This window comes from Xanthomonas cissicola (assembly GCF_008801575.1).
Lineage (GTDB): Bacteria > Pseudomonadota > Gammaproteobacteria > Xanthomonadales > Xanthomonadaceae > Xanthomonas > Xanthomonas cissicola.
Window position 1 is genome coordinate 25,780 of record NZ_VZPL01000001.1, and the last position, 13,761, is coordinate 39,540.

Annotated in this window: 8 protein-coding genes and 3 pseudogenes; 7 read left to right on the top strand and 4 right to left on the bottom strand. The window is 65.3% G+C overall.

Translation table 11 applies throughout. From position 1 onward, the window contains the following. The first annotated feature begins 31 nt into the window (after positions 1-31). The 4 genes and pseudogenes from F7R02_RS00115 to F7R02_RS00130 form a co-directional block, all read left to right on the top strand. The gene (locus tag F7R02_RS00115; protein WP_167520939.1) at positions 32-604 is read left to right on the top strand and encodes a TetR/AcrR family transcriptional regulator; all 573 of its coding nucleotides are present in this window, start codon (positions 32-34) and stop codon (positions 602-604) included. Beyond that, a complete protein-coding gene (locus F7R02_RS00120) occupies positions 601-1,638 on the top strand; it encodes a DUF4105 domain-containing protein (protein ID WP_078590078.1) in 1,038 nt (345 codons plus the stop codon). The genes F7R02_RS00115 and F7R02_RS00120 overlap by 4 nt, the downstream gene beginning before the upstream one ends. Beyond that, the gene (locus tag F7R02_RS00125) at positions 1,635-3,629 is read left to right on the top strand and encodes an esterase/lipase family protein (protein WP_139370982.1); all 1,995 of its coding nucleotides are present in this window, start codon (positions 1,635-1,637) and stop codon (positions 3,627-3,629) included. The genes F7R02_RS00120 and F7R02_RS00125 overlap by 4 nt, the downstream gene beginning before the upstream one ends. Before the next feature lie 32 nt (positions 3,630-3,661). Next, positions 3,662-3,877, top strand: a pseudogene (locus F7R02_RS00130) (OmpA family protein); the annotation flags it as partial. Between the two features lie 137 nt (positions 3,878-4,014). On the opposite strand, the pseudogene F7R02_RS00135 reads toward F7R02_RS00130, so the two are convergent. Beyond that, positions 4,015-4,353: pseudogene (locus F7R02_RS00135) on the bottom strand (hypothetical protein); the annotation flags it as partial. Between F7R02_RS00135 and F7R02_RS00140 the strand changes: the two are divergent. Both F7R02_RS00140 and F7R02_RS00145 read left to right on the top strand, forming a co-directional pair. Then, the gene (locus F7R02_RS00140; RefSeq protein WP_078590076.1) at positions 4,352-7,123 is read left to right on the top strand and encodes a TonB-dependent receptor; all 2,772 of its coding nucleotides are present in this window, start codon (positions 4,352-4,354) and stop codon (positions 7,121-7,123) included. The pseudogene F7R02_RS00135 and the gene F7R02_RS00140 sit on opposite strands and share 2 nt — an antisense overlap. After that, positions 7,113-8,726 carry a histidine-type phosphatase gene (locus F7R02_RS00145; protein ID WP_078590075.1) on the top strand — a complete coding sequence of 538 codons (1,614 nt, stop codon included), beginning with the start codon at positions 7,113-7,115 and terminating at the stop codon, positions 8,724-8,726. Before F7R02_RS00140 ends, F7R02_RS00145 begins: the two co-directional genes overlap by 11 nt. Before the next feature lie 569 nt (positions 8,727-9,295). Here the strand turns inward: F7R02_RS00145 and metK are convergent. Continuing rightward, positions 9,296-10,507, bottom strand: a complete 1,212-nt coding sequence (gene metK, locus F7R02_RS00150; protein ID WP_005910819.1) for a methionine adenosyltransferase — start codon at positions 10,505-10,507, stop codon at positions 9,296-9,298. Positions 10,508-10,750: 243 nt separating this feature from the next. Between metK and F7R02_RS00155 the strand changes: the two are divergent. Then, a pseudogene (locus tag F7R02_RS00155) lies at positions 10,751-11,849 on the top strand (metal-dependent hydrolase). Here F7R02_RS00155 and F7R02_RS00160 read toward each other — a convergent pair. Next, on the bottom strand, positions 11,843-12,670 hold the full coding sequence (locus F7R02_RS00160) for a class I SAM-dependent methyltransferase (protein ID WP_016849655.1): 828 nt from the start codon (positions 12,668-12,670) through the stop codon (positions 11,843-11,845). The pseudogene F7R02_RS00155 and the gene F7R02_RS00160 sit on opposite strands and share 7 nt — an antisense overlap. 27 nt (positions 12,671-12,697) lie before the next feature. Then, complete coding sequence (gene dusB, locus F7R02_RS00165; protein WP_014089415.1) at positions 12,698-13,696, bottom strand: tRNA dihydrouridine synthase DusB; 999 nt, start codon at positions 13,694-13,696, stop codon at positions 12,698-12,700. Positions 13,697-13,761 lie beyond the last annotated feature (65 nt).

Sequence of the window (13,761 nt, forward strand, 5' to 3'; positions counted from 1 at the left end):
TAAACGGACAAATCTGTCCGATAATGCCGGCATGATGACTGCCCGCCCCGATGCCGCGCTGCGCCGCCGGCAGATTCTCGATGCCGCCGACGAAGTGTTCAGCGAACATGGCGTCAATGCCCCGCTGGAGCTGGTGGTGGAGCGCGCCGGATTGGGGCGCGCCACGCTCTATCGCAATTTCCCCGATCGGCTGGCGCTGATGACGGCATTGATGGCGCGTGGCCTGGATGGGCTGGAGCGCCTTGCCGCCGACCTCGCCGACCGTCCGGATGGCCTGGCGGTGCTGCTGCACGATGTCGCCGAGCACATCGCCCAGTCGTCGCCGCTGGTGGATTTCTGGCGCTCGATCGAACGCGCGCACCCGGCGGTGGAGGCGGCAGATCGGCGTGCGGTCGGCATCTTTCTGCCATTCGTCCATCGCGCCCGCGACGCCGGGCTGTGCCGGGCCGATGTCGACGAGGAGCAAGTGCTGTTGGTGATCGACATGCTGGGGAGCTGTCTGCGCGGCAACGATGAGGCAGAACGCAAACGGCTTGCGCATCGCTCGGCCGATCTGCTGATGCATGCGCTGGGCATGCAGGTGCCGGTAGGCGGCACGCGATGACACCGGCCACCCGTGCCCGCATCGGTCGCTGGGCACTGCGCGTTGCGCTGGTGCTGGCCGCCGGATGGGGTGGCCTGGCGATTTATTACGCACTGACCGGCAACGCCTTCGTACGCGCCGGGTGGGTGGCCTCGTGGTGCGCGATGGCGGTGGCAGCGTTATGGGGGCTGCGTCGTGGCCGCGAGAATTGGGCCCTGGTGGGCATCTTCAGTGCCGCATTCGTGGTGCTGGCGGTGTCGTGGTGGATGATGCAGCCCAGCCAGGACCGCGACTGGGCCGACGATGTCGCCCAGCGTCTGCAGCCGCAGGTGCAGGGAAGCATCGTCACCCTGCACAACGTGCGCAATTTCGATTGGCGCAGCGAGACCGACTATGTGCCGCATTGGGAGACGCGGCAATACGATCTGAACCGCCTGGTCAGCGCAGATCTTGCGCTCTCGTACTGGATGGGACCGGCGATTGCGCACACGCTGGTGTCGTTCGGCTTCGATGACGGTTCGCACGTGGTGTTTTCGCTGGAAATCCGCAAGGAACGTGACGAATCGTTTTCCGCGTTGGGCGGATTCTTCCGCAGTTTCGAAGAAACCCTGGTCGCCGCCGACGAACGCGACATCCTGCGCGTCCGCACCAACGTGCGTGGCGAAGACATGTACCTGTATCGCCTGGCGATTCCCAAGGCCGGATTGCGCCGCATGTTCATGGGGTACGTGGAGCTGGCCAACGAACTCGATCGCAAGCCGGCGTTCTACAACACGCTCACCAGCAACTGCACCACGATCGTGTTTGCGCTGGTGCGGCAATTGCAGCCCACATTGCCGCTGGATCACCGCCTGCTGCTGTCCGGCTATGTCGACCGATACGCCTACGACCATCACGGCCTGATGCCCGGTTATCCCTTCGCCACCTTGAAGCAGCGCGGGCACTTCACCGCGCGTGCGATCGCCGCCGACAAGGCCACGGATTTTTCGGCGCGCATCCGTGCCGGCATGCCGCTGGCGCCGGCGCCAGGCGTAACAGCGACCACGCCGCGATGAGGCCGCGCATGCCCCGTTCCCGTGCCGCCGCATTCCTGGCGGGCGTGCTGGCAAGTGTGTGGTTGAGCGGCTGCGCCATGGTGACGGTGCAGTCGCGCAACAGCGGCGACTACATCGCGCAAACGCGTGGCGATGTGCTGAGCACCGGTGAATTGAGTCAGTCCGGCAGCGAGACCCTGCAGGTTGCCGGCCTGCAGCCCAAGGCATGCCGCACCGCACCGCTGCCGTGCCTGCAGCAGCTCACCAGTGAGGCCGGTATCGGCGATGAGCGGCGTTTGGCCACGCAGGCAGAATTATGGACCGCGCGTGCCATCGCGCTGAGCGGGCGCAACCCCACCACGATGAGCGATGCCGCGGTGGAGGCCTGGTTGGAAGCAGCGCGGCATGCGTATGCATACCTGTTTTTCACCGCGCGTGCGCCCAGCGCGCGGGCGTTCGAGAACCGCCAGTCGCAGGTGCGTGATTACTACAGTTACGCCGTGCAGCAGGTGGTGGAGCGCCTGTTCGCACGGTCGCAGCAAGCCGGCGAAACCACTCCGGCATCCACCACGGTCGGGCGCTGGCAGCTCGACGTCGATTTGTCCGCCTATCGGCTGCCGGGTGACGGCAATACACCACGTGCGATCTTCGCCGCCTCGGCGCTGCGCTTCAATGGCCTGCGCAGCACCTACCGGCGCGATGGATTCGGCGCCGAGCTGGTCGCGGAAGTGGACCCGCAAGTGGTTGGCGACCCCGCTGGGCTGGCGTTGCAGCAAGCCGTCGCCGCGGCCGCGGCGCGCGATCGCCCGCTACCGACGTTCAGCGAAATGCCGTACGCGCCGGCAACGATATTGCTGCGTTTCGAGGGCGAGACGCTCGCTGAGGTGTTGCGCAGCCACCTGGTCACCGTGGTGCCGTACGACCCGTATCGCCAGAACGACGTGGTGCTGCATGGCCAACGCGTGCCGCTGGCGGGCAACTTCACTGCCGCGTATGGATTGTGGCTGGCCAAGTCCGGATTTGCGGAGCAGTCGCTGCGGTCGATGCTGGGCAGCGCACGCGGTATCGATCGTCCGCACCTGTATCTGATGCAGCCCTACGATCCCGACCGACGCGTGCTGCTGATGCTGCACGGTCTGGCCAGCAGCCCGGAGGCCTGGGTCAATGTGGCCAACGAAGTGATGGGCGATGAAACGCTGCGCCAGCGTTACCAGATCTGGCAGGTGTATTACCCGACCAACGCGCCGATGGCGATCAATCGTGCGGAAATCCAGTCGCTGGTGGAACGTAGCCTGCAGCACTTCGATCCGTCCGGCCGTGCGATCGCGTCGCACGACATGGTGTTGGTCGGGCACAGCATGGGCGAGGTGATCGGGCGGCTGCTGGTGTCGCCCTCTGGTGAGCAATTGTGGGATTCCCTGCTGCAGAACTACCGGCTGGACGGCGAACGCGGCGCGCGGATCCGCGCCAAGTTGTGGCCATTGCTGCACTTCTCGCCGATGCCGCAAGTGGACCGCGCCATCTTCATCGCCGCGCCGCATCGCGGTACGCCATTGGCCGAGGGCGGGCTGGGGCGGTTTGTCGGTAAATTGATACGCCTGCCGGGCGCGTTGCTGGATCGCTTCGGCGATGTGATGCAGGACCTGGCCAACAGCGAACGCGACGATCCGGGCGGCGCTCCCCGCCGCAAAGGCCGCGCGTTGGTGCCCACCAGCATCGACAACCTGCGCGACACCGATCCGTTCGTGCGCGCCACGATGGACCTGCCGATCTCTCCAAACGTGCAGTACCACACCATCATCGGGCGCGAGAAGCCGCAGGTACCGTTGGCCGATTCCGACGACGGCCTGGTGCCGTATCGCAGCGCGCATCTGGATGGCGCTGCTTCGGAACTGGTGGTGACCTCCTGGCACAGCGTGCAGGAAACGCCGCAGGCCATTCTGGAGATTCGTCGCATCCTGCATGTGCAGTTGCAGGCGGAGCAACAGGCCTCGCACGCGCCGGGCCGCTAGGCTGCCGGTCGGGCGGTTCCGATTCCGCATGCTCCAATGCCAAGGGCAGCGATGATGACAACTGGGCGCTGTCCGGGCGCCGCGCCAATGCCGTGCTGGCGGCGTTGCGCGCCCGTGGTGCCGCGCAGTCGGCCAACGCAAAAGGCCATGGCGAATCGCAGCCGGTGGCGCCCAATACCGTCAACGGCCAAGACAATCCGGGTGGGCGGCAGCTCAATCGACGGGTGGAGATCTTCCTGCGTACCTGACGCAGGCGTGGCGGGCGGGGGAGAGCCCTTGACCGCGTTGGTGCCGATTCACCGTGACGCGCGTCGGTCGCAGGCTGGCTGGTGGCCGAAGGCTGCCGGCTACACCCGCCGTCCGCGTGCGCAACCATCACATGATTGAGATGCGTCTGCGCCACAACCAGAGCCCGTGCATCGCGTCGCCAGCGCGCATGCCCTGCTGTCGGTGGATGTTTGCGCCAGGCAGACAGCGCACTCCGTCGACAATTTTCGCCTCCATACGGCAACGACTGTGCCGACTTGCGCATGCGTTGCGCGCATTTGTCATGTTCGCAATTACGGTCACCAAACTGACATGCCGCATCACCACCATGCGCGGCGCCTGCTTACAGGCGTGATGCAGTTCCGCCTCCGCTGGCTGCGTCGCTTCCTCACATTCGCGGCGGCGCAGCCTTGGTGCATGTCCATGGCGCGCTGCTGCATTCATCGGATTGGATCATGATCGTTCGTTGTTCGCTGTTGCGTCCTTCGCGGTTGTCGCAGGCGCTGTGTTTGTTGTTGTGCGCCCTGTGCGGCCATGCTGCGGCCCAAGAGACGCAGGCCACCACGCCCACACAGGGCGAGATGGCAACGCTGGACAAGGTCACGGTCGCTGCCACGCGCTACAACGCGACCGACATGCAGATGGCCGCCACCAATACGGTCAACGTGCTGTCGGCCGACGATCTCAAGACCACCGCCGTGCACAACGTCGCCGAAGCGCTGGGCCTGATGCCGGGCGTCAACGTGATCAATACCGGGCAGTCGTATTTCGGCGGCATCGATGGCGCCGCGCGCGGCGAGGGCATGTTCTCATCGGTGCGCGGCCTCAATGCCGAATACAACGTCAACCTGATCAACGGCATCAACGTCGCGCAAGGCATGCCGTACAGCCGCGGCGTGCAATTGAGCCTGCTGCCGCCCTCGGGCCTGCAGACCATCGTGTTGAACAAGACCTCCACCGCCGACATGGACGGCGATGCGATCGGCGGCACCATCGATTACCGCACGCCCAGCGCATTCGATTCGCCCGATCGCCAGGGCGGCAGCGTGACCTTGAGTGGACGCCTGGAAAGCCGTGCACGCGACTACGGCGATTCCGGGCTGGGCAGTGGCGCAGCCGGCGATTGGCATGCGCGTTTTGGCGATGCCGGGCAGTTCGGCGTGTCGGTCAGTGCGTATTACGACGAGCGCCATTTCGTGAACAGCGAAGTGGCCTCTGCCTCGGCTGCACGCAACGATGGCGCATGGAAATTCGCACGTGCCGATGCCAGCGGCAATCTGGCCGCTGGCGCCGACCCGCAAGAGGTCCTGCAGAGCACCGGCGTCAATATCGGTTACTCGCAGGGCGATACACGCCGCTATGGCGGCAACGCGGCCTTCGATTGGCGCGTGGATCCCAGCTTGCATCTGTACGCACGCATGACCTACGCCTTCGCCAAGACCGAGCAGAACACCGGCTACACGCAGTTCGTGCCGGCCAATGTCAGCTTCACGCAAATCGGCAGCAGCGGCGCGTATCAGCCGCAGATCAATCGCGTCGCAGTGCGTTATTGGTACGAAACCAACCCCGAAGAGGCCGACCTCGCCACCGTGCAGTTCGGCGCAGAAAAGCAGCTCGGCCATTGGACATTCGCGCCCAACATCTTCTACGGCACCGGTAATAACGACCGCCCGGATCACGTGGAAATCTCCGCGCGCAACGACCAGTACAGTTCGACCAACTTCGCCTACGGCGCCAACCGTTTCATCAGCTACAACGGCGACGGTTTCCCGATTCCATTGCTCACCCCGGCCATGCAGGCGCAGGCCTCGGACGTGGGTAGCCTGTATGCGCGACGCACCGGGCAGATTTCCAAGCAATACAGCGGCCAGGACAAGGGCGGCGGCAAGTTCGACGTGGCATATGACCTCGATGCGGGGCTGCTCAACCGCATTGCCTTTGGCGTGAAGTATGTCGACAGCTCGCGCAGCTTTACCGATCGCGATTGGACCAATGCCAAGTACACCGACGGTACCTTGTTGCGCGATACCGGCCTGATCGCGCAGCGCTACGATGCGGTCTATCCAGGCCAATACGCGTTTCCCACCGTACGCCTGAGCAATGCAGCGCTCAACGACCTGATCGCACGCACGCTCACCCCCGCCAGTTTCGACAGTTGCGGCCAGTTGGCGATCAACAATCTCAACTGCAACACCATGCGCGCAACCGAAGCGGTGAGCGCTGCCTATGCAATGGCCACCTTGCGCAGCGGCAACTGGGAAATCCTGCCCGGTGTGCGCTTCGAACATACCGCCATCACCAACACGTTCTGGGCGCAGCCGGCCGCCATCAACGGTGCCGAGCAGGTCGGCGCATTCGCCAACAACCGCACGCGCTACAACGTCGCCTTGCCCAGCGTGTTCGTCAATTACCGGCCCGATGGCGATGGCGCGGTGTATCGCGGCTCGGTGTGGACCAGCTACACGCGCCCGGCCTTCGTGCAGCTGGGCGGCGGCCGCTCCACCGACATCTCCAGCGATGGCCAGACCACCATCACCGAAGGCAACCCGGATCTGAAACCGATCAAGTCGCTCAACGTGGACCTGTCGGGCGAATGGCAGAACGACAGCGGCGGCCATGCCATGCTGGCAGGCTATTACAAGCGCCTCACCGATTACATCTACGAAAGCGGTTCCAACGCCGCCAATGCCGGCGAAAGCGAAAGCGGCAATATCCGTTTCGTGCGTCCGCAAAACGGCGGCGACGGCCGCGTGCTGGGTATCGAAGCGGCCGTGCGGCAAACCTTCCAGGGCCTGCCCGCACCGCTGGATGGCTTCGGCATCGGTGCCAACATCACCCGCCAGACCACGCGCGTGGACCTGGGAGAAGAAGGCTTCGCACACGAACGTATCCAGAACGCGCCGAACCTGCTCGCCAATGCGGAGCTGTTCTACGAAAAGGGACCGTGGTCGGTCAACCTGAGCTATCACTACTCCGGCGAATACGTGTCGGTGTACGACTATCTCAACCAGGGCGCAAACTGGGACAACCTGTGGATCAAGCCGATCACCCGCGTGGACCTGCATCTGGGCTATGCACCGAACGATCACCTGCGCGTGGATCTGTCGGTGGCCAACCTCACCAAGCAGCACAGCTACTGGGCGCACGTCGGCCACGAGACCGATGCGATTTCCGACATCGTCGATTCCGGCATGACCAGCCTGTTGACCGCCAAGTATGTGTTCTGATCCCGCACGATTCGCATGCGACGACCTGCCAGGCGCGCAGCAAGATGCAGATGTCATGACGGACGCGCGGCATAGCGCAGGCCGTGCACGCGCCTGCGGTGGAACGGGGCAGTGGGCATTGCAACGCGCGTTGCTGGCCAGCGGTGGGGAGCCGCGATGGGCCGCCCGCGTTGTCGCGAGCGTAGGTGCCGCGATGGGGATCGCGGCACCTACGCGGCAGGCAAGACGCAGGCAGTGCGTCGGCATCGCACCGAGGTCTGGCGCGCCCCGTGGCACGCCGGTGGCAACCGGCAGCGTGCTGTGCCTGGTATTGGCGGCTGCGTTGGCGTTGGGAGGCTGCACCACGTCGATCCCGAGCGTGTCCACAGCGCGCGCATCCACCACACGCAGTGGCGATCAATCGACCGTCACCGCCGGCAAACAGGTGGGCACCGGAGCGCCAGCGTCCGCGCAGAGCGCGCAACTGGAGCGCGTCGTGGTGGTGTTCCGGCATGGCGTGCGCGCACCGCTGCAAGGCGAGGCCGCCGCCGCGCACTATGCCGACCAACCCTGGCCGCAGTGGTCCACGCCTGCCAGCCTGCTCACTCCGCATGGTCGCCAAGGCGTGCGCTTGAGTGGCGAGTACCTGCGCCAGTGGCTGGTGCAGCAGGCGTTGTTGCCGCGCAACGGTTGCCCCGCACTTGGCAGCGTGTCGGTGTGGGCCAATACCGATCAACGCACCATCGAGAGTGGCGCCCTGCTGGCCGACGCGCTCGCACCTGGCTGCGGCATCGTCGCCGGGCATCGGGAGGCTGGCAGCAACGACCCGCTGTTTCGACCGATCGAAGCCGGCACGTTGCCGTTCGATGCGGCGGCAGCGGTCGCATCGATCCAGCAACAGACCGGAGGCCCTGCCGCCTTGCTGCAAGGCCATGCCGCCGGGCTGCAGGCACTGCAGCAGATTCTGGGCTGCACGCGGACGCCCTGCGATTTCGCGCAGATGCCTTCCACGCTGGCGCCGTCGGCCAACGGACGTGGGCTTAAGTTAGGCGGGCCCATCGACCTGACCTCCGGCACCGGCGAGGTGTTGCTGCTGCAATACGCAGAGGGCCTGCCGCTTGCGCAGGTCGGTTGGGGACGTGCGACGCCCGAGCGCCTGGCCCAGGTCTCACGCTTGCACGCATTGCTGTTCGACATTTACGCACGGCCGCACTACATGGCCTCGCGTTCGGGCGCACCGCTGGCGCGCGAGGTCTTGCAACGTTTCGGCGACGCGCAGGCGCCGAAAATCTCGGTGTTCGTTGGCAGTGACACCCATATCGCCGCGTTGAGCAGTTTGCTGGGCGTGCACTTTCATCTCCCCGGCTACGGCGCCGACGATCCACCGCCGGGCGGCGCGTTGCTGCTGGAGCTATGGCGCGAACCGAATGGGCAGCAAGTGGTGCGTGCGCAGTATCTTGCGCAATCGCTGGATCAACTGCGGACGCTGGCGCCGCTAAATTTGGAGCATCCTCCGTTGCAGCAGAAGTTGGCGCTTGGCGTTTGCACGGCAGAGCAACGCATGGCGTGCCCGTTGAAGGCGTTCGCCCAGGCGTTGGAGAAACAGTTGCAACGCGAGCCTTGAACGTAATGCTGGGGCTGCGATGTGCAGGCGCCTTCAGCTCATCGAAGCATCCGCATGGAACCGATGGAACAAGATGCAGGCCACGACCAGTTAACCGAAGGCCGCTTTTCTTCCAGTTGCCGACAATGATCGGTGGTGCTTGCGCGCGCACCGGTGTGGGACCTTGAGCGGCATGGATGCCGCGCCAGAGCCTACACGGACGTACTTGCGGCGTGTCCCACGCTGGTACGCGTGCAAGCGCCCGCAGCAAACCGAAGCAATCGCATGAAAGTGCCAGATGTCGTGCGCAAGATCGATCGGAGTACGGAGTTGGTCGACGGCGCGGCGCCGCATCCGGTGTCGGGACACGCCGTGAATCCGTCCCTGGGGGCTCGGTGGCGGCGTCCATGCCGCCACACGGTCCCGCCCCCGGACGCGGCGCCGTGCTTCCAACATTGCCACTGCTAATAAGCAGGCGATACTTCCCACGCTAGCCTCGACGACTGTACGCATTCCGCCGAAACGCAGATGGGCCGCATGTGCGGCCCATCTCACTTCTTGCCAGTTTCACTCCCGCAGGAGCAGTTGGCTTACTTCAGCTTGGCGGCGGCACGCAGTGCGTCGGCGCGGTCGGTCTTTTCCCACGAGAACGAGGTCGCGCTGTGCTGCGCGCCGGTGCCGTCGGTGTAGGTGAAGTCCTTCGGCTTGCGGCCGAAGTGGCCGTAAGACGCGGTCTGCTGATACATCGGGTGGATCAGGTCGAGCATCTGGATGATGCCGAACGGACGCAAATCGAAATGCTTGCGGATCAGCTTTTCGATCTGCTCGTCGGCGATCTTGCCGGTGCCGAAGGTGGTGACCGAAATCGAGGTCGGCTCGGCCACGCCGATGGCGTAGGAGACCTGCACTTCGCAACGGTCGGCCAGGCCGGCGGCCACCACGTTCTTGGCCACGTAGCGCGCGGCATAGGCAGCCGAACGGTCGACCTTGGACGGATCCTTGCCGGAGAACGCGCCACCACCGTGACGCGCCCAGCCGCCGTAGGTGTCGACGATGATCTTGCGACCGGTCAGGCCGCAATCGCCCACCGGGCCGCCGATCACGAACTTGCCGGTCGGGTTGATGTGGAACTTGGTGCCCTTGTGCAGCCACTTGGCCGGCAGCACCGGCTTGAGGATTTCCTCGCGCACCGCTTCGATCAGGTCCTTCTGCTTCACGCCCGGGTCGTGCTGGGTCGACAGCACCACTGCATCGATCGCCGTCGCCACGCCGTCTTCATAGCGCAGGGTGACCTGCGACTTGGCGTCCGGACGCAGCCAGGACAGCGCCGAGTTCTTCTTCTTGCGGATCTTGGCCTGCTGCTCGACCAGGCGGTGCGAGAGGTGGATCGCCGCCGGCATGAAGCTGTCGGTTTCGTTGGTGGCATAGCCAAACATCAGGCCCTGGTCGCCCGCACCCTGCTGCTCGGGGTTCTTGCGATCCACGCCCTGGTTGATGTCCGGCGACTGCTTGCCGATCAGGTTGAGCACGCCACAGGTCTCGCCGTCGAAGCCGACGTCGGAGCTGTTGTAGCCGATGTCCAGAATGACCTTGCGGGTCAGCGCTTCCAGATCGATCCAGGCACTGGTGGTCACTTCGCCGGCCACGATCGCAACGCCGGTCTTGACCATCGTCTCGCAGGCCACGCGGGCGCGCTTGTCCTGGGCCAGGATGGCGTCCAGCACTGCGTCGGAGATCTGGTCGGCGATCTTGTCCGGATGGCCTTCGGAGACCGATTCGGAGGTGAACAGGTAGCTGGACATCAGGCTTATATCCCTTAATTCGGATGAAAAGATGGGTGCGGATGATACACGCCCCGTGTGTCGGTTGCATTGTGCGCCTGAATGGATCGCTTTGGGGTTAAGCCGACGTCGGTCCCCCGGCCGGAAGCACGGGCCTGTGCGTTGCGGTGACGATTAACTGCCCGGTGACGCAGCGGTACCGGCCGGCCGTACGCCGCGTCGAACATGCCGATCCGTGCATGTCCGGCCTGCTAGCATCGGCCGATGGATTCATTGACCCAGATCGTTCTTGGCGGCGCCATCGCTGCCGCCATCGCGCCGCCCGGACAGCGGCGTGCCGCCTTGTTGGCCGGCGCGGCACTGGGCACCTTGCCCGACCTCGACTCGCTGGCATTGCTGCCGCTGACCGACGACCCGGTCACCCTGATGACCGTGCACCGCAGCGTCAGCCATTCGTTGTTCGTGCTGCCGCTGGTGGGCTGGTTGATCTGGTGGCTGTTGCCGCTACGGCAATGGACGCGTGGCCAGCGCACCCACGCGCTGGTTCTGGGCGATCCAGCTGGCCTTGATCACCCATCCGCTGCTGGACGCGTTCACCGTCTACGGCACCCAGCTGTGGTGGCCGTTGCAGCCGCATCCGACGATGTGGTCGAGCGTGTTCATCATCGACCCGGCGTACACGCTGTGGCTGTTGCTGGCCTGCGCGGTGGCCTGGTTTGCGCGCGCGCGCCCGTTTGCGCAGCACGCGCTGGTGATCGGGTTGGTGGCGAGCACGTCGTATCTGGGCTGGTCGTTGATTGCCAAGCAACTGGTCGACCGCCAGGCCGATCGTACGCTGGCGGCGATGGGCCTGGCCGATGCGCCGCGGTTCTCGGTACCGATGCCGCTCAACACCTTGTTATGGCGCGTGGTGGCGATGACGCCCAACGGCTATGTCATCGGCGAGCGTTCGCTGGTGGCCGACACCGGCCCGATGCACTTCCGCGGGTTTTCCAGCAACACCCAGGCATTGGGCGAAGTGGCCAGGTTCGATTCGGTGCGTCGGCTGACCTGGTTCAATCGCGGCTTCATGCGCGCGCGTCTGGTCGACGATGACCTGATGCTCAGCGACCTGCGCATGGGCCTGGAGCCGGACTACAACTTCAACTTCGTGGTGGCCCATCGCGACAACGGGACGTGGCAGCCGATCGTGCCGCGGCAGGTGCAGGCGGCGTACCGTGCGCCGGTGGCCCGCGATCAGATCGGCGCGGTGCTGGGCCAGATGTGGCATCGCATCTGGCACGAGCCCCGCAGCACCGTGCTGACCGGCGACCTGGAGCCTGTCGGCGCTCCGGTCGTCGCGCCCCCACCGGCAACTCAATAGACCGTGGCGCGCGCCTGCACGAACGAATAGAAAAACACTGCGTCCGGGTCGCTTTGGACCTGCGCCAGCTCACGGCGCATGCCATCCACGGTGGCGGCCTCGACCGCGCCGGCCTGCAGCAATTGGTCGGCCGCCGATAGCAGCACTTCTTCCCAGAACCCGATCATGGTCTTGCGCCGGCCCGGTTCGCGGTTGTCCAGATGCAGCGTCTTGATCTGCGTGTGCACATCGCGAAAGCCCCCAGCCAGCAACAGGTTGCCCAGCTTGGCACCGACGAACGGGTCGCCGCCCTGGTCGTGCTGGAAATCGTTGAATGCCATCCAGTAGCGCCACAGGCTGGGCGAATACGGATGCAGCAGGAACGAGGCATTCATCACCTCGGTCACGTAGACCGGCGAGCCGGGCAGCAGCACGCGCCGCACTTCGTTGAGCACACGCGCAGGCGAGGGCACGTGTTCGAGCACCCAGCACAGGAATGCCGCGTCGAACTGGCGCGCCTCGAACGGCAGGTCGCTCGCATCGGCCTGTTGCAGGGTGTAACGCGCGCGGCACCATGCCAGCCGTTCAAGATTTGCGCGCGCCGCATCCAGTTGCGTCTCGCTCAAGTCCACGCCGGTGACATGCAGCTCGGGAAAACGGCGCAGCAGGATTTCAGTCTGCGCGCCGACGCCGCTGCCCACTTCCAGCAGGCGCCGCGCGCCGCTGTAGTCGATCTGATTGAACAGTGTGGTTTCCAGCAAGCGCGCCTGTTTGAGCAGACGCGCCTGTTCGGTGGCGGAAAAGCCGTGCAGATAGGTCGGGGTGTCGCTCGGTGCGCTCATGCATCAGCTCCAGCAGGACAGAAAACCTCAGGCAGCGTCCGATAGTGCGGGCGGCACGCCGGCGATCAATGCATCGAAGTAATCGCGCGTCAGGGCCAACTGGGCTTCCGGCGTTTCGGCGCGATTGACCACCGCCCGGAAGTCGGCGCTTTGCGGGTGGTCCTTGGCGTACCAACCCAGATGCTTGCGTGCGATGCGCACGCCTTGCGGTTGGCCATAAAACGCGTGCAGCGCCTCCAGGTGGCCGAGCAAGGTGTCGCGCACGAACGCCAGCGACGGCGGCGGCAATACCTCGCCGGTGGCCAAAAAATGCGCCACCTCGCCGAAGATCCACGGGCGGCCTTGCGCGGCGCGGCCGATCATCACGGCATCGGCGCCGGTTTCGCGCAGCACCTGGGCGGCTTTCTGCGGCGAGTCGATATCGCCATTGGCAACCACCGGGATCTGCAGCGCGGCCTTGATCTGCGCAATCGTCGCGTACTCGGCGCTGCCGGTGTAGTGCTGGTCGCGGGTGCGCCCGTGTACGGCGAGCGCGGCGATACCGCAGTCCTGCGCGATCCGCGCGATCGTCGGGCCGTTGCGGTGGTCGCAATCCCAACCGGTGCGGATCTTCAACGTCACCGGCACGTTCACTGCCTGCACCACCGCGGTCAGGATGCGTGCCACCAGGTCTTCATCGCGCATCAGTGCCGAGCCGGCCCAGGCATTGCACACTTTCTTGGCCGGGCAGCCCATGTTGATGTCGATCAACTGCGCACCGTGGTCGACGTTGTAGCGCGCCGCCTCGGCCAATTGCTGCGGCTCGGTGCCGGCGATCTGCACGCTGATCGGGTCCGGCTCGCCGGCATGATCCATGCGGTGCAGCGATTTGCGCGTGCCCCAGAAGCGCGGGTCGGAAATGGTCATTTCCGACACCGCCAGGCCCGCGCCCAGCCGCTTGCACAGCAGCCGGAACGGCTTGTCGGTGACGCCCGCCATGGGCGCGAGGATCACCTTGGGAGCGATGGAGTAGGGGCCGATCTGCATGCCGCTAGTGTAACTTCAGCGATGACAGCACTTGGTGCTGCCAACCCTGCGGCGGCCGGGCCGGC